This window comes from Chitinimonas koreensis (assembly GCF_014353015.1).
GTDB classification, from domain to species: Bacteria; Pseudomonadota; Gammaproteobacteria; order Burkholderiales; family Chitinimonadaceae; genus Chitinimonas; species Chitinimonas koreensis.
The window spans coordinates 4,070,263-4,094,076 of the sequence record NZ_CP060704.1 but is presented as its reverse complement, the minus strand read 5'-3'; the positions used below and the strand labels follow the sequence as shown (position 1 = coordinate 4,094,076).

Genomic DNA, 23,814 nt, shown 5'->3' with positions numbered 1-23,814 from the left:
GGCCAGGCGGTAACCTTACAAAAAGGGGAGAACAGCCATGATCGCAATCGAGCATAAGTCCCATTGCGTGCTCGCCACCGTGGCGGGCGAGTTCACGTTGGCCGACTACAAGGAATTCGAGGAGAACGTGCTCTACGAACTCCAGTTCCATGGCCGGCCCAATCTGCTGATCGATCTGACCGAGATGCTCGACTACACGCTCGACGTGGTGTGGGAAGAGATCAAGTTCTCGCGCGCGCATCGCACCGAATTCGGCCGCATCGCGGTGATCACCACCGACCAGTGGACCACCTGGGCGACCTGGCTCGCACGCCTGTTCGTCGACAGCGAGGTCCGCATCTTCGACAACGGGGCGGACGCCGAACGCTGGCTGGTGGATGGGTTGGCGGTGGTGGACCAATGCTGAAGCTGTTCGGTTCGCTGGGCAACCTGGTCAAGCGCGAGACCGATCCGCTGGCCGATCCGCGCACCGCCGCGGTCTGGATGAAGGAAGTCCTGCAGGAAGATATCGGCGGCCGGCTGGCCGCGGTGCGCGAGATGGTCGCCAAGCTCGACCAGCGCGAGACCGTCAACCTGTCGATGCTGCAAGCGCTGATGCTGATCGACGAGCAGATCCAGCCGACCTACGACCTGGTCTGCCAGCAGTACATCCAGAATCCGCGCGCCGGCAAGGCGATCGAGGAGCGGCTGTGGAACGACATCGTCGGCTTCGCGCGGACGATGCTGGCGGCCTACCACCCCTTCGTGCGGCTGGAGAACCCGCTGCCGACCGAGGAGGCCGGCTTCCTCTCGCTGCTGGGCCGCATGCTGGCGCGCGCGCTCCACTACGTCGGCATCCAGGTGAAGTGGCACTTCTTCCGCTTCCAGGCGCCGACCGCGGTGCTGTGGGCCAGCGCCAACCAGCTCTACCGGCTGGCCGAGATCGACAACGTCGACAGCGATCCGTTTCCGCTCTACGGCCGCGACGGCCCGACCACCTCGTGCGCCGACGAATTCATCCGCATCCAGATGCTGGCCACGCTCAACAACGGCAACTTCAACCTGCGCCAGTTCGACTGGGCCGACCGCTGGCTCGGCATGTGGTCGCGCCATGTGCAGATCGAGCGCAAGTACCGCGACGGCATCCACCAGTTCGGCGTCAACCTGGCCGAGCCGACCGGGCCGGCCAAGATCCACGAGGCGGTCGAAGGCGAGATGCTGCGCTTCTGGGGCGTGGGCGAGCTGCTGGCCGAGATGAACCGCGTGATGCAGCAGCTCGAAGCTGGCGATTCGCCGGCCCGGCTCGGCCTCGGTGAAGACGCGCGCATGCCGGCCTGCCTCGATTTCATGCGCCAGCTCGAGATCCTGTGGTCGCGCGAGCGCAACCAGAAGATGACGCGCAGCGAGCGCACCAAGGTCAGCAAGCTCGCGCAGGTGGTGTCCGGCCTCGTCAACATCTTCGCCGCGGTGCGCGGCGACGACGAACGCGCGATGGCGCGCTCGACCGCGCGCACGGCGCCGGATCACGACGAGATCATGGACATGAAGCTGTACGGCTACGTGACCGAGCGCACCAAGCGCAAGATCGCCGACATGCAGGCGCGCAACCACGCCTACGTCAACAAGACGCGCGCGGTCACGCACGACGAGTGGGTGATCGAGAACCAGTCGGCCGGCGGCTTCGGCGCGGTGCTGCCGGTCGACGGCAGCCACGACTGGGTACGGCTCGGCGTGCTGCTGGCCCTGCGCGGCGACGACCAGCAGAACTGGATGATCGGGGTGGTGCGCCGGCTCAATCGCGTCAATTCCGAGCAGCTGTATGCCGGCGTGCAGGTGCTCAGCACCACGCCGGTGGCGGCCAGCATGAAGTCGCTCGACGAGGAGAAGCGCGCCCCGAGCCTGGTCGACGGCATCGATACCATCGGCCTGGTCGCGCCCAAGAGCGGGCTCTACATTCCCTACCTCGGCGAGGGCAAGCGCGCCAATACGCTGCTGATGCACGCGGCCGACTACGTGCCGGGCCGCCACTACCAGGTACAGGCGCGCGACAAGGGCTTCGTGGTGCGGATCGGCGAGACGCTGGAAAAGGGGCCGGACTGGATCTGGACCATGGTGGAGCTGGTACGCCGGGATTCCTGAGGGCTCGGCCGTCGTTCCGGCGATCGTGCCGGCGTGGCGTGTAGCGCTGGCGCCCGGCCGAGCCGGGCGCTGATGCTTGTGGGGGCCCGGCCCGATCCTGCCTGCTTCGGCCGTTGGCGCGTCATGACGCGCTTCGAGCCACCCGGGCGTCGTGCCGATCTTCCGTATGTGCAAACGCCCGGCTGCGCTGGGCGTTTTCGTTGCGAGGCTCGAACCTCAAGCCGCGGTCCGCGCGTCGGCTTTTTGCGCTTCCCGCAAGGCTTCCAGCTCGGCATACGGCGCCTCGGCCCAGCGTTCCACCAGCTCGCGCGTGGCCGGGTCGGCGGCGCGGCGCTTGGCCTCGCGGTCCGGTTCGAAGGCCTGGACCGGGTTCTTGGCGTGCTGGCGGGCGCCGTCGAGCACGCTCGGCAGGTCGGCCTCCGCCAGGCCGAACAGGCCGGCCAGCCGGCCGCCGACCACGTCCGGCAGCTCCTCGTAATTGACCGCGATGCCGCCGTACTGGCGGCAGTGGGCGAGGCCGGCCGCGAGGATGCGGCCGACGGTGCGCGCCACCAGCTCGGGCCGCGACATCATCAGTCCCTCCTGCAGCGGGAACAGCAGCGGCGAGGCCGCGATCATGCCGGGCACCATATAGGTGGCCGGCGAGCGCAGCTGCGACACCGCGATCTCGAGCGGATGGCGGTAGAGGAAGATCCACGGCGTAGCGGGGAAGCGCGCGCGCAAGAGCGGCAGCTCGCACAGGTTCCAGGCATCGAGCTTGACCACCAGCGCGCGCTCGGCGCCGCGCCGGCGCTGGCCGTAGGCCGACAGCAGCGCGGCCAGCAGCGCCGGCTGGCGTGCGGCGATGGCCGGGTCGACATAATGCGCGCGCAGCAACGCGTCGAACGGCGGCGGTTCGGACAGCACGACGTGGCTGTCCAGCCGCGACAGCATGCGGGTGATCAGCGTCGAGCCGCAGCGCGAGGCGTGGAAGATGAAGGCGGTCGGCTCGACGCCGGGGCTGGCGGCCTGCCAGTCGAGCAGGGCGTCGGCATCGGTCTGGCGGCGGAAAGCCAGGTTGAACGGCCGCTTCAGCGCCACCTCGGCGCTGTCGCGGAAGAACGGTTCGCGCAGCGGCTGGTCGCCGAAGCGGGCCCAGTCGAGCCGCCAGCGTTGGGCATCCCGCCAGAAGCGGATCGGCAGCCAGTCGCGGTAGTCGGTGCGGTCCATCAGACGATCCATTGTTCGATCCATTCGCGGCGGCCGCGGGTCATGGCCGAGTCGAGGTCGGCCCGGCTGAAGCGCAGGCCGGCTGCCGTTGCATGCGCGAGCACGGCGGCGGCGAAGGTTTCGTGGTCGGTGTGGGCGGCCAGTTCGGCGGTCAGCGCGGCATCGGCCTGCACGCGGCCGCGGAACTCGGCGAAGGCCTGCGCGCCGCGGCTGTCGCGCGCCGGCGGGGTATCGGCCAGGCCGGCTTCGATCTGGCCGGCCAGCCAGGGACTCGGGCTGCAGTCGAGCACCAGGTGGATGCGCGCCTGGCCGCCGTGGTTGTCGACCCGGTGCGGCCGTGACAGGTCGAGGAACCAGCACTCGCCGGCCGCCATCGGCACCATGCGGCCGTCGAGCAGGAATTCGACCGCCTCGTCGGTGACGATGGGCACGTGCAGCCGCAGGTCGGCGCCGGGCTGGCCCAGGTCGTAGTCGCGGTGCTCGGCGATGCTGCCGCCGGGACCGAGCCGCAGCAGCCGCGCGCTGCGCAGGCGGGTCTGCAGGCGGCCGAGCTGTTCGCGCCAGAAGTCGTCGCAATGGGCGGTGGGCCGGCCCTCGCCCTGGCCCGGCGACAGCGGGGTGACCGCGTCGGCCGGCGCCGTCAGCGCGATGCCGCTCCAGTCGCCCTGGTAGTAGCCGGTGTTGAAGTGGGGCTGCCAGGCGTCCTGCGGCAGCACGTCGAGCGCCGCGCGCAGGGCCGCTGCGTCGAAGCGCAGCGGCAAGCGGGCGAAGGGGGGAAGTTCGAACAGCATGCGGGATTGGCGGGAAATGATGGCCGCATTCTAGACTGCGTTTCAGCCCATCGCCGGAAACCCAGGTTTCATGTCCCAGCGCCCGCCTTCCTTCATCGTTCCTCCGCCGCAGACCGTCACCCGTGCCCAGCGCGAGCGCCGCAACGGCCACCGCGCCGCGGTGCTGCTGCTGACCGGCCTGTCGGCCGCCGGCAAGTCGACCTTGGCGCACGCGCTCGACGCGGCGCTGTTCGCGCGCGGGCTGCAGAGCAGCGTGCTCGACGGCGATCGGCTGCGCACCGGCCTCAACGCCGGCCTCGGCTTCGGCCCGGCCGACCGGCTGGAGAACCTGCGCCGTGCGGCCGAGGCGGCGGCGCTGCTGTACGACGCCGGCCAGATCGCGATCGTGGCGATGATCGCCCCGCTGGCCGCCTACCGCGCGCTGTTCGCCGAGCGGATCGGCGACGGCTACCTCGAGATCTGGTGCCGCGCCGGGCTTGAAGTGTGCGAGGCGCGCGATCCCAAGGGTCTGTACGCACGGGCGCGGGCCGGCCAGCTCGGCGAGTTCACCGGCGTCTCGGCGCCCTACGAGGCGCCCGCGGCGCCCGATCTGGCGCTCGATACCGGCGTGCTGACGCCGGAGCAGGCGACGGCGCGGCTGCTGGCGCTGCTGGTGGAGCGCCAGGTGATTCCGGCCCAGGCCGTTCGCTGATCCCGCACCGCGACGGCATGCAAATGGGCAGGAGCGGCTGCAGCCGCGAATGGCGATTCATGTCGCAACGACCATTCGCGGCTGAAGCCGCTCCTACGGTGAGCTTTCGTAGGTCGGGCTTTATGCCCGACAACGCCGCTAATGAAGATCGCTGTCGGGCATAAAGCCCGACCTGCCATGCGCAATGAGTGGGTTGATGCAACAGCTATAGAGGTGACATGAGGATTTTCAGCCCGCCATGCGCGCCTTGAACCAGCGGCCGATCTCCTCGATCTCGGCCAGGCAGACCGAGTGCGGCATGCGGTAGGTATGCCATTGCAGCGGATGGCCGGCGGCTTTGACCGCCTCGGCCGCACGCTCGCCCAGGATCGGCGGCACCACCGGGTCCTGCGCGCCGTGGGCGGCGAACACCGGGGTGGCGGCATTGGCCGCGTTCGCTTCGGCCTCGATCAGCTTGGGCGAGGGAATGTAGGTCGACAGCGCGACGATGCCGGCCAGGCGTTCCGGATGGGTCAGGCCGACGCTGTAGGCCATCGCGCCGCCCTGCGAGAAGCCGGCCACGAAGATCCGCTCGGTCGGGATGCCGCGGCGGTTCTCGCGGGCGATCAGCGCCCGGATCGCTTCGCGGTTGGCGCGGATGCCGGCCTCGTCGGCATGGCGGTCGATATTGTCGAACAGCACGATGTCGTACCAGGCGCGCATCACGTAGCCGTTGTTGCAGGTCACCGGGATCATCGGCGCGTGCGGGAAGATGAAGCGCACGCCGGGGCCGTCGTCGAGGCCCAGCTCGGGCACCACCGGCACGAAATCGTTGCCGTCGGCGCCCAGGCCGTGCATCCAGATCACCGCCCACGCGGGGTCGGGCCGGGTCTCGACTTCGATGTGGTCGAGCAGGTTGGAGTCGAGGGTGGGATCGAGCGCTGCGCTCATCGGGCGAGTTCCTTCACTTGGGCATGGCGGAAGCAGTCGGGCGCGTGGTCGTTGACCAGGCCCATCGACTGCAGGTAGGCGTAGACGATGGTGGAACCGACGAACTTGAAGCCCTGCTTGGCCAGGTCCTTCGAGATCCGGTCCGACAGCTCGGTGCGCGCCGGCACCGGCTCGGCGCCGCTGCGCTGGATCGGCCGGCCGTCGACGTAGCGCCACAGCCAGCCGTCGAGCGTCCCGCCGGACTCGCGCAGGCGCAGATAGGCCTGGGCGTTGCCGATGGTGGCAGCCACCTTGAGCCGGTTGCGCACGATGCCGGGGTCGGCCAGCAGCGCGGCCACCTTGGCCTCGTCGTAGCGGGCGATCGCGCCGGCGTCCCAGCCGTCGAACACGGCGCGGTAGTGCTCGCGCTTGTTGAGGATGGTCTCCCAGCTCAGGCCGGCCTGTGCGCCTTCGAGGTTGAGCATCTCGAACAGCGTGGTCTCGTCGTGGCAGGGCACGCCCCATTCCTCGTCGTGGTAGGCGAGGTAGCGCGGATTCTTCGGATTGGCCCAGCTGCAGCGGCAGGGTTCGGTCATGGCGGCGGTTCCCGGTCGGGTGGGCCGCCATCATCTCATGCGGACAGCCCGCCATCGACCACCAGGCTGTGGCCGACCACGTAGCGCGAGGCGTCGCTGCACAGCCAGCAGACGGCTTCGGCGATCTCCTCGGCCTCGGCCAGTCGGCCGATCGGGATGTGCGCCGCCGTGGCCGCCATGGCAGCGGCGCGGCCGGCTTCGTCGAGCCCGGCCAGCCGGTTCGCCCGGCGCGGTGTGATCACTGCGCCGGGGCAGACCGCGTTGATGCGGATGCCCGCGACGATCCATTCGAGCGCCGCCGAGCGCGTCAGGTTGATCACGCCGGCCTTGGCGGCGGCGTAGATCGCCGCCTGCGGCGTGCCGGCCAGGCCGTTGGTCGAGGCGATGTTGACGATGGCGCCGCCGCCGGCCATCGCGGCGGTCTCGCCGCGCAGCAGCAGGAAGATGCCGCGCAGGTCGCAATCGAGCACGGCGTCGGCTTCGTCGAGGTCGAATGCGTCGATCCGCGCCGGGCGGAAGGACGCCGCGGCGCTGTTGACCGCGATGGATAGCGGACCGTGGCGGCGGGTCAGCCGCTCGAACAGGCCGGCCACGCTGTCCGCCTCGGCCACGTCGACCGGCTCGAATTCCGCGGTAAACCCGGCCGCGGCCAGCTCGGCCCGCGCCGCCTCGCCGCGCGCAGCGTCGCGGCCGGCGATCACCAGCCTGGCGCCGGCCTGGCCGAGCCGGCGGGCGCTGGCCAGGCCGATGCCGGAGCTGCCGCCGACCACCAGGGCCAGCCGGCCGGCCAGCGACGGGTCCGCCGGCGCGGTCACGGCTGCTGCTGCACGGGCGGATGCAGCGGGGGGATGGGGCGCGGCTTCAAGGGCGGCACCGGCGCCTGCTGCAGCTTCTTCTGCAGATAGCCGATCGCGGCCTCGAGCTGGCGGTCCTCGCCCTTGAAGGTGGCGACCGGCGGGTTGTCGACCTCGACGTCGGGCGCCACGCCGATGCCCTCGACCAGCCAGCTGCCGTCGATGCCGTACTGCGGGCTCTCGGCCACCCGGGCCAGGCCGTCGTCGACCAGATCGTTGCGGTCCGACAGCCAGACGCCGGCGCCGGCGGTGCGGTTGCCGATGACTGGGCCGAGCTTGAGCGCCTTGACGCCGGCGGCGAAGGTCTCGCCGTCGGAGTAGGTCAGCGCGTCGGTCAGCACCACCAGGTGGCCGCGGAAGGCCTGCTGCATGTTCTGCGCCGGCAGCGCGGTCGGGCCGGCCCAGTAGGCCCATGGCCGCCGCAGCAGCTTCTCGATCACCCAGCTGTCGATGCTGCCGCCGTTGTTGCGGCGCACGTCGATGATCAGGCCGTCGCGGTCGTACTGGCCGTAGAACTCGCGCACGAAGGCCGCCATGTCGGCCGGCCCCATCGCGCGCAGGTGCAGGTAGCCGAGCTTGCCGCCGCCGGCCTGCTCGACCGCTTCCTTGCGCGTCTGCTCCCAGTCGGTGTAGCGCAGCGCCTGCTGTGTCCGGGCATCGACCGGCACCACCACGGTGCGGTGCGCCGCCGCCTTGCCGCGCTTCACCTCGAGCAGCACCTGCTGGCCGGCCTGGTTGCGCAGCAGGTCGGAGAAATCGCGCACCTCGGCGCTGGCGCGGCCGTTCACCGCGGTGATGACGTCGCCCTCGTCGACGTCGACGCCGGGCATGTCCAGCGGCGCGCGCTCGTTCGGCAGCTCGCGCTCGGTGCGGTAGATGTGGACCACCTTCCAGCCGCCGTCGACGCGCTCGAGCTGGGCGCCGAGGCCGGCCGGCTGGGCGGCGTCGCGGCTCACCCGCACGTCGCCGGCGCCGATCTGCGAATGCAGCGCGCCGAGCTCGCCGATCATCTGGCCGAGCACGTCGTCGAGCTCGCTGCGGTCGTTCACCCGCTCGACCAGCGGCGCGTACTTGCGCCGCACCGCGGCCCAGTCGACGCCGCGCAGCGTGCGGTCGAAGAAGAAGTCGCGGTGCATGCGCCAGGCGTCGCCGAAGATCTGCCGCCATTCGGCGCGCGGATTGACCTGCAGCGTCCAGTCGCGCATGCGCACCGCGGCCTTGGTCAGGTCGCTCGGCGTCTTGGCGGCGGCCTCGACGATATACATCTCGGCGCCTTCGCCGGCCTTGCGGAAGAACAGCTTCTTGGCCTTCTGCGCCAGCGCGAATTCGGCCACGTCGAGCGCGAAGGTCTCGGGCTTGGGCGACTCGTTGTCGATCGCCAGGCTCTTGAGCGCCGCCTTGGCGCTGTCGGACGGGCTGTCGCTCTCGAGGTAGTACAGCCGCTTGCCGTCGGTCTGCAGCTCGCGGTAGTTGCCGGCCTGCAGCGGCACCTCGTACAGCCGGTCGGCCAGGCCTTCCCAGGCGATCGCCGGCAGCCGCGGCTTGGCGTCCTTCTTGTCCTTGTCGTCGGCGGGCTTGTCGTCCTTGCCGCGGGCCTCGTCCTTGCCGTCGCCGTCGTCGTCCTTGTCGGCGCCGGCCTTGCCGCGCTGCAGCTCGTCCTTGGGCTGGAACGGGAAGCGCGCGCCGGCCTGCAGCGCCAGCGCGTAGATCTTGGTGCGGTCGGCCAGGTAGGGGCCGGTGTTGCGGTCGCCCCAGGGCGAGCGGTTGGCGAGCTGGAAGCTGCGGTCGGACAGGAAGTACAGCCACTTGCCGTCCGGGCTGAAGGCCGGGTAGGCCGAGTCGTACTTGTCGCTGGTCAGCCAGTCGGTGCGCTTGCGCTCGAGCGAATAGAGGCCGATCTGGCTCAGCTGGCGCACGCTGTTCTGCCGCACCAGCGCGATGGCGCGGCTGTCGGCCGACCAGGCGACCTGGGCGTATTCCTCGTTGCCGAACTGGCTGCCGTCGTCGATCAGTGTGTTGCGGCCGCTGGCCAGCTCGAGCAGCCACAGCCGGCCGCGCTTGTCATCGTGCGCCAGCCACTTGCCGTCGGGCGAGGGGTAGAGCTTCCAGCGGTGGATGGCGCCGTCCTGGGTCAGCTGCTTGGCGTTGCCGCCGCCGTCGGCCGGATAGCGCCAGATCTCCTGCTCGCCGCTCTGGTCGCTGATCGCGTAGACCCACTTGCCGTCGCTGCTCGGCACCGCATTGCGCAGCCGGCTGCCGGCCGGCTGGTCGATGTCGACCCGGCGCAGCGGGCCGCTGCCGGCCAGCACGGCGCGGCCGCGGATGGTCAGCGCCACGCGCTCGCCGTCGGCGCCGAGCCGGGCGGAGCTCAGATAGCGCAGCGGCCGCTCGATCCAGCGGTTGCGCTGCTGGTCGAAGTCCGACACCAGCGCGACATCGAGCGGCGCGTCGCTGTTGCCGGCCAGATCGAACACCCGCAGGTCGGCGCCGAGCTGGTAGGCCACCTTGCCGTTGGCCTGCGAGGCGGCGCGCACGCCGAATTCGGCGTGGCGGGTGAGCTGGCGCGCGTCGCTGCCGTCGGCGGCGAGGCTCCACAGATTGTCCTGGCCGTCGCGATCGCTGATCACGATCAGCCGGCCGTTCCACCACATCGGCCGGCGCGGGTTGGCATCGCGCGGGCCGATGCGCTCGGCCTCGGCGCCGGTCCTGAGGTTGTAGCGCCACAGCTGCGACTGCGCGCCGCCGCGGTAGCCGCGCGCGTTGTCGCCGGTGGTGGCGAGGCCGAAGCGGGTGAAGTAGAGCCATTCGCCGCGCTCGTCCAGCACCGCGTCGTTGGCGTCGGCCAGCGGGAACACCCGGCGCGCCAGCGTCTGCGGCTGCACCGCCGCGACCATGCGCTGCGAGGCCGGGCCGCTGGTGTGCTGGGCGCTGTACAGCACCTCGCCCTGCGGGCTCCAGCCGAGCACCTGGGCGCGGTTGTTGTCGAAGCTGACGCGCTTGGGCAGGCCGCCGGCCAGCGGCATCACGTAGACCTCGAGCGGACCTTCGTAGGCGGCCGAGAAGGCGACCCAGCGGCCGTCGGGCGAGACTGCGGCGCGGCTTTCTTCGGCGGGATGGCTGGTCAGCCGGCGCGCTTCGCCGCCGGTGTTCGGCACGGCCCACAGGTCGCCCTCGGCGGTGAATACCACCTGGTCGCGGCCGATGCCGGGGAAGCGGAGATAGTTGGCTGGGGCGGCATGGACGCAGGTGACGGCGAACAGGCCGGCCAGGCCGACGGCGAGGCGGGACGGTTTCATGCGGAGGGCTCCAGGATTTCGGCGCCGATAGTCGGATGGACCGGCGCACGCGCAGCTTGGTTCGAAGCGCGGGATATTAGCGCGTCCGGCCGCGAGGGCGGCGGGCTGCTGCGACGGGCTGTCGCTGGGCGGGATGAATGGTTGGAGGCGACGCGAGGAGTGAGGCGTGAGGTGTGAGGTGTGAGGCGAGAGGTGTGAGGCGAGAGGTGTAGACCCCACCCCAACCCTCCCCTTGAAGGGGAGGGAGCAGATTGTGATTGGCTGAACGATCGCAGGCGATGGGGCTGTCGCGACGCGGCGCCTCCCCCGTCAAGGGGGCTGGGAGAAGGATGGGCTTACACCTCACCCCTCGCGCCTTACCCCTCACTTCCTAGAACGACAGCGGAATCCCGAAGCGCCGCACGCCCAGCGTCTCGCCGTCGACGAAGCCCTCGACGTAGACCGGCTCGTTCGGATTGCGCATCACTTCCTCGACCAGCCGCTCGGGCACCTGGACCAGCGCCTGCTTCTTTTCGGCCACGTACACGCCGTTGAATTCGCGGGTGGTGATCTTGAGCGAGCGCAGCAGGCCGGCCTCCGACGCCGCGAAGCGCAGCGAGACGGCCGAATCGTGCCTGAGTTCGTGGGCCTCGCGCGTCGACTTGCTGAACTCGACCCACACCGGCCAGTGGCCAGCGATGCGGCGGATGTTGCGGCTCGGCTGGGCATGGCCCTGGCGCTGGCCCGCGCCTTTGCCGCGGGCGCTGAACAGGCCAGAGAAGGCGCTCAGCATGCGGGCGAACCAGCCTTGATCCTGATTGCTCAATTTGAAGGCTCCTTGCATATTGCGGATCGCGTTCCGGGTCGGAACCGGATCGATCCGGTCTTATTTGCTCTTGGGGCGGAAGGCCTTGACCACGGCCTCGTGCGTCTCGATGCGCGCCGCGCCGATCAGGTCGAGGCAGTAGGGCACGGCGGCGAAGATGCCGGGCACCCGCACGCTGCCGTCATCGGCGCGCAGGCCTTCGAGCGTTTCCTTGATCGACTTGGGCTGGCCCGGCAGGTTGAGGATCAGCGCGCGGCCGCGGATCACCCCGACCTGGCGCGACAGCAGGGCGGTCGGCACGAACTGCAGGCCGATCTGCCGCATCTGCTCGCCGAAGCCCGGCATCAGCCGGTCGGCCACCGCCAGCGTGGCTTCCGGCGTCACGTCGCGCGGCGCCGGGCCGGTGCCGCCGGTGGTCAGCACCAGGCCGCAGCCTTCGTCGTCGACCAGCGCCTTCAGCGTCGCCTCGATCAGCGGCTGCTCGTCGGGGATCAGCCGCTCGCACAGCTCGAACGGCGTGGCCAGCGCGGCGGCCAGCCAGTCCTTCAGCGCCGGCAGGCCGCGATCCTCGTAGACGCCGGCGGAGGCGCGGTCGCTGATCGACACCAGGCCGATGCGCAGGAGCGTGCTCATGCCCGGTCCTCCTCGTCCCACTCGTCGCCGTCCTCATCGTCTTCGCCGGCCTCGTCTTCCTCGGCCGACGGCACCAGCGCCGGTTCGGGGTAGAGCGTCTTGAGGAACTGGAACAGCAGGCGGTAGGACTTGGGCGGCTTCTGCGCCGCGCGTTCGGCGCGCGCATTGCGCACCATCTGGCGCAGCTGCTGGATGTCGATGCCCGGGTGTTCGTCGATCAGCCGGGCGACGGCCTGGTCGTCGGCCAGCAATTCCTCGCGGGTGCGTTCGATGCGGTGCAGCCAGGCGGTCTGGCGGTCGTTGTCGCCGCGCAGGTGGGCGAGGTAGGCCTGGATCGGCGCGGGGTCGATGTCGCGCATCAGCCGGCCGATGTACTGGCGCTGGCGCTTGATCGCGCTGTTGGCGGTGATGCGCTTGGCGTCGAGCACCGCGGTGAGCAGCTTCTCGGGCAGATCGAGCTTCTTGAGCTGGTCGCGGCCGAGGTCGATCAGGGCGACGCCGAGATCCTGCAGCGCGTCCATTTCGCGCTTGAGCTGGCTCTTGCTGGGGGCTTCGACCATTTCCTCGTCGTCGAACGTCTCGTCGGGAGCGGGGTCGTACTGGGACTTGCGCGGCATGGCTGTGGAGGTAGTCTGGAGCGAGAGCGCTATCATACCGGACCCTGCCGGGCGCCATGCGCAACTTCCGGGACGCAAGTTCCGGGTGTGCGCCGCCCGCCGCGCCGTCCATACTGAACCGGCCGGTCGATGCCCTGACCGCATCCGCCCGGCCGCCCATCCCGATCGAGACCACCGTGACCCCATCCACCGATCCCGGCTTTTCCCATACGCTCGACCAGCTGCGCGACATCGTCGAGCGCACCCTGGCCGATGCCCGCGCGCGCGGCGCGACCGCCTGCGACGTCGAAGTGTCCGAAGGCTGCGGCCAGAACGTCAGCGTGCGGCTGGGCGAGGTCGAGACCATCGAATACAACCGCGACAAGGGCGTCGGCGTCACCGTCTACATCGGCCAGCGCAAGGGCCACGCCAGCACTTCCGATTTCTCGCCGGCCGCGCTCGAGCAGACCGTCGGCGCCGCGCTGGCGATCGCCCGCTACACCGCCGAGGACGAGGCGGCCGGCCTGGCCGACCCCGACCGGCTGGCCACCGAGTTCCCCGATCTCGACCTCTACCACCCGTGGGATCTGCCGGTCGAGGCGGCGATCGAGCTGGCGCTGCGCTGCGAAGCCGCAGCGCGCGGCGTCGATGCGCGCATCGCCAATTCCGAGGGCGCCACCGTGTCGAACCAGGCCGGCCAGTCGGTCTACGGCAACTCGCACGGCTTCATCGGCCCCAGCCGCAGCTCGCGCCAGTCGTTGTCGTGCGCGGTGATCGCCCAGGACGGCGAGGCGATGCAGCGCGACTACTGGTACGGCACCGCGCGCGCGGCCGAGGACCTCGGCGACGCCGCCGCCATCGGCCGCCGCGCCGGCGAACGCGCACTGGCGCGGCTCGGCGCGCGCCGGCTCAAGACCGGCGAATACCCGGTGCTGTTCGATCCGGCCATGGCGGCCGGGCTGATCGGCCACTACGTCTCGGCCGCCTCGGGCGGCGCGCTCTACCGCAAGGCCAGCTTCCTGCTCGACGCGCTCGGCAGCCAGGTGTTCTCGCCGCTGGTAGAGATCGTCGAAGACCCGTTCCTGCCGCGTGGCCTCGCCAGCAGCGTGTTCGACGCCGAGGGCGTGGCCTGCGAGCGGCGCGAGCTGGTCAGCGGCGGGGTGCTCAACGGCTGGTTCCTCGGCAGCTATTCGGCGCGCAAGCTCGGCCTCGCCACCACCGGCAATGCCGGCGGCTGCCACAACCTGCTGGTGACGCCGACCGCCGGCGATTTCGCCGACATGCTGCGCCGGCTCGGCACCGGCCTCTTGGTCACCGAGCTGCTGGGCCAGGGCGTCAACGGCGTGACCGGCGACTACTCGCGCGGCGCGGCCGGCTTCTGGGTCGAGAACGGCGTGATCGTGCACCCGGTCGAGGAGATCACCATCGCCGGCAACCTGCGCGAGATGTTCCGCGCCATCGCCGCGATCGGCAGCGACGTCGAGACGCGCGGCAGCAAGCGCGTCGGCTCGATCCTGCTGGAGAAGATGACGGTGGCCGGCGCGTGAGGCTCGTGACGCCCGAGGCGCCGCGATGAGCGAACCCGTGATGGATTCGGCCGGTACGGGCCGGCCCGCGGCGGCCTCGGCCGAGGCGGACTCGCCCGTAGTGGATCGATCTGAAGTGGATCGATCCGAAGTCGATCGATCCGCAACGGGCCAGGCAAACGCCAATCCGCTCGAGGCGGACCAACCGGCCGCGCCCCCGCCGAACCTGGATCGGTCGAGCGCGGCCCGACCCGCCTACTGGCGCGAGGCCAGCCTCGCGTTGGCCGGGCGCGATCCCGTGATGGCCGGCCTGGTCGAGGCTTTCGGCCACGGCGGCCTGGTGCAGAAGGGCGACCCGTTCGCCACGCTGGCGCGCGCGATCGTCAGCCAGCAGATTTCGGTGAAGGCGGCCGACGCGATCTGGGCGCGCTTCGAGACGCTGCTCGGCGGCGTGGCGGCTGCGCCCCTGGCCGCGGCGGATTTCGAGGCCTTGCGCGGCGTCGGCCTGTCGCGGCCGAAGATCGCCTACCTGCAGGACCTGGCGGTGCGCGCGCTCGACGGCCGCTTCGATCCGGGCCACTGGCACCGGCTCGACGACGCGGCGGTGACGGCGGAGCTGGTGGCGGTCAAGGGCATCGGCCGCTGGACCGCCGAGATGTTCCTGATCTTCCACCTGCAGCGGCCCGACGTGCTGCCGGTCGACGACATCGGCGTGCAGAAGGCGATGGCGCAGCTGTATTTCGACGGCCAGCGGCCAAACGCGGCGGCGATGCACGCGTTGGCCGACCGGCTGTGGCGGCCGTGGCGTTCGGTGGCGACCTGGTATCTGTGGCGCAGCCTCGATCCGGTGGCGGTGGCGTATTGAGGCGTGGCCGGCGGGTGTGATCGGTAGCCGCCGACGACATGTAGGTCGGGTTTTATGCCCGACATGCGGTCTTGGCTGGCGGTGCTGTCGGGCGTAAAGCCCGACCTACGAAGCGGCCGGAGCGACCCGGACTCATTATTCCGCTGTATCGGCACCGTGTTGGACACACCGGATGTATCCGCCGTAGGAGCGGCTTCAGCCGCGAAGGGTGGAGTAGGTCACCGATGCCATTCGCGGCTGAAGCCGCTCCTACGGATCTGGTACGGCTTTCGGTCCTGTAAAGAAAACGGCCACGGTTTCCACCGTGGCCGTTTCTTCATACCGATGCTGCGACGCGTACTACTCGGCCTTCGCCAGCGCCTCGCTGCCCCAGTCGCCACCGAGCGCCCGGTAGACGTGATGCGTTGATTTGTCGCCTAGCTTTGCTTGCGCGACAGTCCTTGCATTTACCTCATGGCTGTTTATATTCCGGGTCGGCCGTCGGCCGGAGTTGTCATATTTGATTATAAGAATCAGGGATTTTTATATGAGTTTGGCATTTGATGTTGTGAATGGCCTTTTCCTTTATATGGTTCGGATCGTCGCCTGCGGCGCACTGATCTCGACCGCCTTACCCGCACAGGCGGGCTGTATCAGCGAGGCCGGCGAGCAGACCTGCATCGCGCCGTTGGTATCGATCACCGCGCCGGCCAATGGCGCCAGCTATACCGCGCCTGCCAGCCTGACCGTTACCGTCTCGGCCGTGGATAACGGCGACACCAAGCGCCTCAGCAGGGTCGAGCTCTATCGCGACGGCACGCTGATCGACCAGCGCACCGGCACCGATGCAGCCAGCATCGCCTTCAGCACCGCCATGAGTGGCCTGACGGCCGGCAGCTACAGCTTCACCGCCAAGGCCTACGACCAGGGCAATCGCAGCCGGACCAGCGCTGCCGTGAACGTGACGGTCGCGGCCGTCAACGTCGCGCCTTCCGCGCAATTGACCGCCCCGGCCAATGGCGCCAGCGTCAAGTCCCCCTACAACGGTACGGTCGCCGTCGCGGTCACCGGTTCGGCCAGCGACAGCGACGGCAGCATCGCCCGCATCGAGGTGCTGGTCGACGGCAGCGTCGCCGCCAACATCGCTGCCGCCAGCGTCAATACCAGCGTGGCGCTCGCACCCGGTACCCGCCGCATCCGTCTCCGTGGCTACGACAACAGCGGCGCCTCGGCCGACAGTGCCGAAGCGACCGTCAACGTGGCAGGCATCGGCCCGGTCACCGGCAACGTCGAAGGCATCACCAACGATGTGTCGGGCAATCCGCAACTGGTCGGCTGGGCCTGCGACAAGGCTGCCGCTCAATCGATCGCAGTGCATCTCTATGCCGGCGGTGCGGCTGGTGCCGGCGGCACCATGATCGCCAGCGCTACCGCCAGTCTCGCCAGCGAAGCCGCGGTCTCGACGGCCTGTGCCACCAGCGGTGTGGCCCATCGCTGGACCATTCCGCTCGCCGCCTATCGCGATGCGCATGCCGGCAAGTCGCTCTACGTCCACGGCATCTCGACCATCGGCGGCAGCAACCTCGCGCTGCCCCAGTCGGGCAGCTTCACCATGCCGGCACCGCCGCCCGGCCCGGTCTTGGGTACCGTCGAAGGCATCGTCTACGACGCGGCCGGCAATCCCTCGCTCAAGGGCTGGGCCTGCGACAAGCGGGTCAACCAGTCGATCACCGTCCAGCTCTATGCCAACGGCGCGGCCGGGACCGGCACGCTGCTGACCAGTGCGACGGCCAATCTGGCCAGCGAAGCCGCCATATCGACCAGTTGTGCCACCAGTGGTGTCGCCCATCGCTGGTCGATCCCGTTGGCCGCTTATCGGACGACTTACGCCGGTAAGGCGCTGTACGTGCATGGCGTGTCGCAATCGGGCGGCACCAATGTCGCGCTCGGCCAGTCGGGCAGTTTCAGCGTGCCGGCCGCCGATGCGCTGTTGCCGGTCTCGATCCAGCCGCCGCATCTGGCCAATGCCGATGCCGGAAGCCTGCCCGGTGAACTATCCGTCGGCAGTGGCGCCGCCAGCTACAGTGTGCAGCTGGCCTTGCCGCCCGGCACTGCCGGTATGGTTCCGAGCCTGGGTCTCGCCTACAACAGCCAAGGCGGTAACAGTGCCGTGGGCCTGGGTTGGAGCCTGACCGGCCTGTCCAAGCTGCATCGCTGCGGCCTGACCTTGGCTCAGGATGGCAAGGCCGCCGCAGTCGGCTTCACGACCGACGACCGACTCTGCCTCGATGGACAGCGCCTGGTGTTGATCAGTGGTGACAGCTATTGGGCTGCCAATGCTGTCTACCGGGCCGAGCAGGACAGCTTCCAGCGCATCAGCCGCAGCGGCACTGGCTTCAAGGTCGAACTCAAGAGTGGGTTGATCCACTACTACGGCGGCAGCACCGACAGCGAGGCCGAAGGCGCCGGCGGTGACGGCCAGGCCCATAGCTGGATGCTGCGCCGTAGCCAGGACCGCGCCGGCAATCTGGTCGACTACCAGTACGGCGAAAACGCGACCACTGGCGAGCATTTGCCGCTGGCCATCCGCTGGGGTGCCAACGGCAGCCTGGCGCATTACGCCAGACTCGCCTTCGAATACGAAAGCCGGCCGGATGCTGGCCCGCTCTATATCTCCGGGCGCCGGGCCGATCTGCGCCAGCGTCTCAAGCGCTTGTTGGCCTATACGGATACCGCTGCCGACGGCAGTGGCGGTACCTTGGCCTCGCAATACCTGTTCACCTACCAGACCAGCATCAGCAGCGGCCGCAGCCTGCTGCGCACGGTGCAGCGCTGCGACGGAGCTGGGGCCTGCCTGCCGGCCACGACGTTCGACTGGGGTCAGCCCGACCCGGCTGTCCCGCGTGCCTTCGTCAGCCTCGGCACCTGGACCGGTCCGGTACTTGAAGACGCAACCGCGCCTTTGCCGTGGAACAACGGCGAAGGCGGCAAGCTGCCGCTCGACATGTTCTTCCTCGGCGATTTCAATGGCGACGGCTATCCCGACCTGCTTGAGAAATACCCGACCCGTGGCCAGTCGCAGAAGCTGTTCGCCGGCACCGGCAGCGGTTTTACCAGCTCGGTCGCAGTCTTCCAGAACAATCTCGCCTCGTTCGCACTGCTGGGCAGCGGCGACTTCGATGGCGACGGCCTGCAGGACGTGGTCGCGAGGCCGGTCGACAGTTTCTCGCCGCTGCGTGTATGCCTGTCGCGCTACGGGCGCTACGGCCTGAACACCTTCCAGTGCGCCGACTGGGGCATCCCGGGCTCGTTCGACAATTTCGTCACCCGCGATCTCAATGCCGATGGCCGCACCGATGTACTGGTGACCAATGTCGATACCGCCAAACCGTCGATCTGTCTGTCGCAGGGCAACGGCTTCAGCTGCACCACGCTGGCCGCCTCGCAGCGCTTCGCCCAGAACGAGATGCTGCGCGCCAGCCACGAGACCGCGGACCTCGACGGCGATGGCCGGGTCGAGGAGATCCTGGCCGGTGTGCCGTCCTACGACGCCGAAGCCGAACGCTGGAACTGGATCAACCGCGGCCTGACCGCGCGCTTCTATGACGAGACCGGCCTCAAGACGGGCTGGGGCTTCAGCGGCTATGGCGGCTCGGACTACATGTTGCAGGTACCGGCCGCGATGGCCGCGCTCAGCGCCGACATCAACGGCGACGGCTATACCGATCTCGCCTTCGGCGTCGGGCCGGCGATGACTGCGCTCGAAGGCCGCGTCTGCTATTCGAGCGGCAAGAGCGGCTTGTGCTCGCCGCTGCCCGATACCGGCTCGCGCGAGGCTCGCGGCTTCAAGAACGATTTCATGATCGAGGCGGTCGGTAATCTCGACGACGATGGCCGGCCGGACATCCTGGCCACCGGCCCGACCACCAGCCAGCAGCGCCTGTGCCGAGTCGACGGCGACAACGGCTATCGCTGCGAGACCTGGAGTGCGCCGGTACTGCCGCAGCCAGGCAGCGATGCCTACGAAGTCGACCGCAGCCTGATCGCCGACCTTAACGGCGATGGCCGGCTGGACATCGTGATCTATCGTCCGGGCGGCAAGTGGGAGGTCTATAGCCCGGCCAGGCTCGCCCTGCCTGGCCAGGCGCTGGACAAGCTGATCCGTGCCACCAACGGCCTGGGGCAGGTCGGCGAAGTCGTCTACGGCCTGGCCAACGATCCGAGCGTCTACAGCCGCAATGCGCTGGATCGTAATGGCGCCGCCGTCACTCACGCTTATCCCAAGCAGACCCAGGCGAACTCCGGCCAGCTGGCCAAGGCGCTGCGCGTGAGCAACGGCCAGGGCGACTGGCTCGAGACGCGCTACAGCTATGCGGGTGCTGCGGCCGACCAGCAGGGGCGCGGCCACCTTGGCTTCGCTCGTGTCGACGCAAGCAATATCGATCCTGATACCGCTGGCGTCATTACCACGACCACTACCTGGCAAAGCCAGGACTGGCCATACACCGGCATGACGACGGCCAGTCGGACCACCGCAGCCAACGGCGTCAAGCTGGTCGACGCGGTCTACACGCTGGACAAGCAGAACCCGGCCACCGGCACGGTCTTCCCCTTCGTCAAGCAAAGCACGGTCGTTCGTCTGGATCTCGACGGCAGTGGGCTGGACACCACCACCACGATCAACACCTATGGCGACGGCTGGGGCAACCTGACCCAGCAGGATGTGACGGTGAGCGGCGGCGTCACCGGCGGCAGCAAGACCTACACGGCCAAGACGGTCACCACCTACCTCAATGACGCCACGACCTGGCTGATCGGCCGGCCCGACCGCATGACGGCCAGCAAGACGCGCGATGGCTTGACTGTGCCGCGTGTGGTTGATTACGACTACGACACCCAAGGTTTGCTGAAGACAGAAACGCGTGAACCTGACAAACCGGCGCTTCGGCTGGTGACCAGCTATGACCGTACCGGTAACGTCTTCGGCTTGGTCAGGCAGAAAACGTTGTCTTGGCTCGACCCATCGGCCAACAATGCTGTCCGGACCCGCGTGATCGAGGACGTGGCCTACGACGCCAAGGGCCGCTTCCCGACCACGGTGAAGAACGCGATCGGTCAGGCCGAGACACGCGGCTACGACCCGAAGACCGGCGTGCAGACCAGCCTGACCGGCCCCAATGGCCTGACCACGACCTGGACGGTGAACGGCTTCGGCCGAAAGACCAAGGAAACCCGCGCCGACGGCACCGAAACCCGTTACTACCTCGAGCAGTGCGATGTCAATTGCCCGGTCAACGCCACCCACGTCGAGATCGCCGACCACTTCAAGGGCGCGGACCGCATCGCCGTGCCGAGCCTGGCTTACCGCGACAGCGCCGGCCACGTATTGCGCACGCAGACCTACGGCTACGACGGCCGTGCCATCGTCACCGACCAACGCTACGACAGCCGCGGCCGACCGTGGGAAGCCGACCAGCCGCGCTACAGCGCCGATGCCGCAATCCTGGCCAGCCGCCAGGCCTACGACGCGCTCGACCGGGTGACGGCGGTCACGACCCGTGACGAAGCCGGTACCGAACGCAGTGCCACCACGCAGTACAAGGGCCTGGTCACGATCCAGACCAATGCCAAGAGCCAGAGCAAGACCGACGAGCGCGACGCGCTGGGCCTGCTGGTGCGGAGCACCGACGCCAAGGCCGGCGTGACGCTGTTCGGCCGCGACGCCTGGGGCAACCTGAGCCAGACCACCGATCCGAACGGCAACGTGATCAAGGTCACCTACGATGCGCTGGGCCGCAAGACCGACTTGCAGGACCCTGACCTGGGCCTGATCCACTACGACGTCGACCCACTGGGCCAGGTGTGGCAGCAAATCAGCCCGAAGCAGCGCGCGGCGAGCCAAGTCACCAAGTTCAGCTATGACGATCTGGGCCGGATGACGGCCCGCTACGAGCCGGACCTGGAAAGCCACTGGGTCTACGACCACGCCACCACGCCGGCCAGCTGCGCGAGCACCAAGAGCTGCGGCCAATTGGTGGAAAGCTATACCGGCACCCCACGGCCAAGGACTATCGCCAGACCCAGAGCTACGACAGCCTGGCCCGGCCGCTGATGGCGACCCGCTATCTCGACGTCAACTATATCGACGTGCTGGCCTACGACGGCTGGGGCCGTCTCGCCAAGCGCAGCCTGCAGCGCGGCAGTGCCTCGGCCAAGGTGTACGACAACCGCTACAACGCGACGGGCTACCTGGCCCGGATCGAGCGGGCCGGCCTTGTGCTGTGGCAGGCCAACGCACAGGACGCGGCGAACCGGGTGCTGCAAGCCAGCCTGGGCAACGGGTTGAGCACCAATACGGTCTACAACCCCAATACCGGCCGCCTGACCAGCGACACGCTCAAGACCGCGGCGGGCGCCGCCCGGCTGCAGGAGGGCTACCAGTACGATGCACTGGGCAACGTAACCCAGCGCAGCCAGTACTGGGACGGCAGCACCGGTTTCATTGAGAGTTTCGACTACGACGAACTGAACCGGCTCAAGCAGAGCCAGGTGACGGGCAAGACGCTGCAGGTCTTCACCTACGATGCGATCGGCAACCTGCTGAGCAAGACGGGTGTAGGTACCGGCGCCTATGTCTATCCGACCCAAGGTGCGACGGCGGTCCGGCCGCATGCGGTGCAGAGTATTCCCGGTATCGGCGCCTTCACCTACGACGACAACGGCAACCTCGCCAGTGGCGCCAGCCGGACGCTGACGTGGACCAGCTTCGACATGCCCCAGAAGATTACCGAGGGCAGCGTATCGAGCGAGTTCACCTATGGCCCGGACCACCAGCGGACCAAGCAGCTGAAGCAGGACGGCAGCACCGCCAGCACGGTCTATTACGCGGGCGGCCAGGAGGCAGAGAACAAGGCCGGGGTCTGGACGATCAAGACCTACTGGCCCAATGGGCTGGGTGTCGAGATCGATGTGGTGAATGGCAGCACGACGACGACCACGTTGAACTGGACGCATGCCGACCGACTGGGCAGCGTGATTGGGATCACCGACCAGGCGGGAGCATTGAAGGAAAAGCTGGCGTATGACGCCTGGGGCAAGCGGCGGAGCCTGGACGGTGCGACTACGCCGGATACGCTGGACGGCGTGACCGACAACAAGGGCTTCACCGGTCACGAAATGCTGGATGGGCTGGACTTGGTGCACATGAACGGCCGGGTGTACGACCCCTTGGTTGCACGCTTCCTAAGTGCGGATGCGATCATCCAGGAGCCGGAGCATAGCCAGAGCTATAACCGCTATACCTATGTGTGGAACAACCCGACTAATCTGACAGATCCGACTGGATTCGAAGCGAACTGCCGGCTTACCTCGATGGGCTGTGGGGATTGGAAGGTGGCTGGTAGCCAGAGCACTAAGGGCGAGTTGGCGATGATGCAGCGCGCTGGACAGGCAGACGGTCAAAAGCCAACACCGCAAGCGCAGGCGCCGACCTCGGGGTCGAAAGAGGCTGCAGGGAAGACTCTTGGGAATACGATAAAGAATGTTGTTCAAGCGATAACGAGCTTCTTTGCCGGTCCCGACTACAGTCGTTTGTCCGATACGGACTTGATCAAGCTTGGGCCGGGAAATTTTGCGGCAAACCATGAATTGATGGGGCGCTGCGCAAAGGCTGGGGTCTGTATTTCCATGGGCCAAGTTATGGCCGATGGGGCAGAGATTGTGGCAACGAATCTGATCCCAGCGGAAGGAATTGGGCTCAAGATATTGAACAATGCGGCCAAAGAAGCCGCCGTGACCAAGGGAGCGATTCATCACATTTGTACGAATAAAAACTGCATCTCTACAATATTTGGCGGCCCTTGGACACCTCGTTTCGAAGCAATATTCGAAAAGGCTGGGATGAATTTGGATGACACCCTCAATAAGATTGCCGTATTAGGCCACAAGGGGCCACATCCAGAAGCATATCATCAAGCAATTTTTGATCGACTTACAAGTGCCACAAACGGATTAAATGGTCATGCATACCGGGAGGCTTTGCAGTTGGAATTGCGTGCTCTTGGAAAAGAAATCCAGACGCCCGGATCTCTATTAAACAAATTGGTGACAAAACAATGAACTTCTACCGTATTTTAGCTGACCCAGCCGCTACTACACGATGGTATCTAAAATCGCCGACTGATCTGCATGGCATTGAAGTAGATCCGCGGATATTTACACAAGGCCTTTGTGTAAATTCACTGCAACCATTAAATTTACCCCTTCGACGGCCTGGTTACGAAGTTGACTTCAATTTCTGTGATTTTGATATGGTTGTCACGCCAGCGGTCATCAATGTAGAACTGGAACGTCTTGTAGGAGAAGTTATTCAGCGCATCCCAGTTCAGATTAATGGGTCGAGTAATAAATACGAAATTTTGAACATATGCAATCTTGTTCAATGCATCGACGAATCGAAATCGATGTACACTAAATGGACTGATTCTGATGGACGCCCTGAGAAGATTGGAGAGTATCGAATGATAGCCAAAATCTCCATTGATCCACTAGCTGCAAATGGTCATCATATATTTAGATTATCTGGCTGGCCCATTGCACTGATAATATCAGAGGAAGTAAAAAGCCTCCTCGAAACCAGGAAAGTGTCCGGCATTAAGTACGAGCACGTATCATAATGCCTTGCCCACTATCCAGATAAGCCTCTTGCAGGTCTTTGATCTGCCGCTCGTATTGCTCTCGCACATCGAGCGGATTGGCGCGTAGCGCATTTTCCATGCCCCGCTTGCCGTCTTCGACCCAGTTTTCCACTTCGGCAGGCGAGAGGTCATAGGCCCGGCTGGCTTCGGCTACCGTCGTCTTGCCCTGGATGATGTCCAAGACCAGTGCGCTCTTGCGCTTGGCCGTCCACCGCTTGATGTCTTCTTCCATCTTCATGCCCATCGTCTT

The 23,814-nt window shown here is 67.5% G+C and carries 18 protein-coding genes; 8 read left to right on the top strand and 10 right to left on the bottom strand.

Annotated elements, in window-relative coordinates; genetic code table 11:
• Positions 1–37 precede the first annotated feature (37 nt).
• Together H9L41_RS17145 and H9L41_RS17140 are read left to right on the top strand one after the other, a co-directional pair.
• Positions 38–406, top strand: a complete 369-nt coding sequence (locus H9L41_RS17145) for a SpoIIAA family protein (protein WP_028445192.1) — start codon at positions 38–40, stop codon at positions 404–406.
• A complete protein-coding gene (locus H9L41_RS17140; RefSeq protein ID WP_028445191.1) occupies positions 400–2,118 on the top strand; it encodes a cyclic-di-GMP receptor FimW-related protein in 1,719 nt (572 codons plus the stop codon). Before H9L41_RS17145 ends, H9L41_RS17140 begins: the two co-directional genes overlap by 7 nt.
• Before the next feature lie 216 nt (positions 2,119–2,334).
• Here the strand turns inward: H9L41_RS17140 and H9L41_RS17135 are convergent, their stop codons facing one another.
• Together H9L41_RS17135 and H9L41_RS17130 are read right to left on the bottom strand one after the other, a co-directional pair.
• Positions 2,335–3,339: a hypothetical protein gene (locus tag H9L41_RS17135; protein WP_211236826.1), complete on the bottom strand. Its 1,005-nt coding sequence runs from the start codon at positions 3,337–3,339 to the stop codon at positions 2,335–2,337.
• A complete protein-coding gene (locus H9L41_RS17130; protein WP_028445189.1) occupies positions 3,327–4,118 on the bottom strand; it encodes an aspartyl/asparaginyl beta-hydroxylase domain-containing protein in 792 nt (263 codons plus the stop codon). Before H9L41_RS17130 ends, H9L41_RS17135 begins: the two co-directional genes overlap by 13 nt.
• A gap of 70 nt (positions 4,119–4,188) precedes the next feature.
• On the opposite strand from H9L41_RS17130, the gene cysC reads away from it, so the two are divergent.
• Positions 4,189–4,809 (top strand): adenylyl-sulfate kinase, encoded by a 621-nt coding sequence (cysC, locus tag H9L41_RS17125; RefSeq protein WP_051318794.1) that lies wholly within the window; start codon positions 4,189–4,191, stop codon positions 4,807–4,809.
• Positions 4,810–5,037: 228 nt separating this feature from the next.
• Here cysC and H9L41_RS17120 read toward each other — a convergent pair whose 3' ends face one another.
• The 7 genes from H9L41_RS17120 to yjgA form a co-directional block, all read right to left on the bottom strand.
• Positions 5,038–5,739, bottom strand: coding sequence for an alpha/beta hydrolase (locus H9L41_RS17120; protein WP_034606325.1), 702 nt, complete (start codon positions 5,737–5,739; stop codon positions 5,038–5,040).
• Positions 5,736–6,314, bottom strand: coding sequence for a DNA-3-methyladenine glycosylase I (locus H9L41_RS17115; protein ID WP_028445186.1), 579 nt, complete (start codon positions 6,312–6,314; stop codon positions 5,736–5,738). The genes H9L41_RS17120 and H9L41_RS17115 overlap by 4 nt, the downstream gene beginning before the upstream one ends.
• Positions 6,315–6,349: 35 nt before the next feature.
• The gene (locus H9L41_RS17110) at positions 6,350–7,129 is read right to left on the bottom strand and encodes an SDR family NAD(P)-dependent oxidoreductase (RefSeq protein ID WP_051318793.1); all 780 of its coding nucleotides are present in this window, start codon (positions 7,127–7,129) and stop codon (positions 6,350–6,352) included.
• Positions 7,126–10,464, bottom strand: a complete 3,339-nt coding sequence (locus H9L41_RS17105) for a S41 family peptidase (RefSeq protein WP_028445184.1) — start codon at positions 10,462–10,464, stop codon at positions 7,126–7,128. Before H9L41_RS17105 ends, H9L41_RS17110 begins: the two co-directional genes overlap by 4 nt.
• A 370-nt stretch (positions 10,465–10,834) precedes the next feature.
• Complete coding sequence (locus H9L41_RS17100) at positions 10,835–11,269, bottom strand: hypothetical protein (protein ID WP_157461885.1); 435 nt, start codon at positions 11,267–11,269, stop codon at positions 10,835–10,837.
• Between the two features lie 60 nt (positions 11,270–11,329).
• Positions 11,330–11,902 (bottom strand): molybdopterin adenylyltransferase, encoded by a 573-nt coding sequence (gene mog, locus H9L41_RS17095; RefSeq protein WP_028445182.1) that lies wholly within the window; start codon positions 11,900–11,902, stop codon positions 11,330–11,332.
• Positions 11,899–12,519: a ribosome biogenesis factor YjgA gene (yjgA, locus tag H9L41_RS17090; protein ID WP_084299926.1), complete on the bottom strand. Its 621-nt coding sequence runs from the start codon at positions 12,517–12,519 to the stop codon at positions 11,899–11,901. Before yjgA ends, mog begins: the two co-directional genes overlap by 4 nt.
• A 176-nt stretch (positions 12,520–12,695) precedes the next feature.
• Between yjgA and pmbA the strand changes: the two genes are divergently transcribed.
• The 5 genes from pmbA to H9L41_RS17065 all read left to right on the top strand — a co-directional run bounded on the left by pmbA (position 12,696) and on the right by H9L41_RS17065 (position 23,543).
• Positions 12,696–14,045, top strand: a complete 1,350-nt coding sequence (gene pmbA / locus H9L41_RS17085; protein WP_028445180.1) for a metalloprotease PmbA — start codon at positions 12,696–12,698, stop codon at positions 14,043–14,045.
• 115 nt (positions 14,046–14,160) lie between these two features.
• A complete protein-coding gene (locus H9L41_RS17080) occupies positions 14,161–14,889 on the top strand; it encodes a DNA-3-methyladenine glycosylase family protein (protein WP_245589172.1) in 729 nt (242 codons plus the stop codon).
• A 490-nt stretch (positions 14,890–15,379) separates the two neighbouring features.
• Positions 15,380–20,980 carry an FG-GAP-like repeat-containing protein gene (locus H9L41_RS17075; protein WP_187523503.1) on the top strand — a complete coding sequence of 1,867 codons (5,601 nt, stop codon included), beginning with the start codon at positions 15,380–15,382 and terminating at the stop codon, positions 20,978–20,980.
• Entirely contained in the window at positions 20,980–22,986 is a 2,007-nt protein-coding gene (locus tag H9L41_RS17070; RefSeq protein WP_187523502.1) for an RHS repeat-associated core domain-containing protein, read from the top strand. Before H9L41_RS17075 ends, H9L41_RS17070 begins: the two co-directional genes overlap by 1 nt.
• Entirely contained in the window at positions 22,983–23,543 is a 561-nt protein-coding gene (locus tag H9L41_RS17065) for an imm11 family protein (RefSeq protein ID WP_157461852.1), read from the top strand. Before H9L41_RS17070 ends, H9L41_RS17065 begins: the two co-directional genes overlap by 4 nt.
• Here the strand turns inward: H9L41_RS17065 and H9L41_RS17060 are convergent.
• Positions 23,521–23,802 (bottom strand): DUF1153 domain-containing protein, encoded by a 282-nt coding sequence (locus H9L41_RS17060; RefSeq protein ID WP_308417295.1) that lies wholly within the window; start codon positions 23,800–23,802, stop codon positions 23,521–23,523. The genes H9L41_RS17065 and H9L41_RS17060 overlap by 23 nt on opposite strands.
• Positions 23,803–23,814 lie beyond the last annotated feature (12 nt).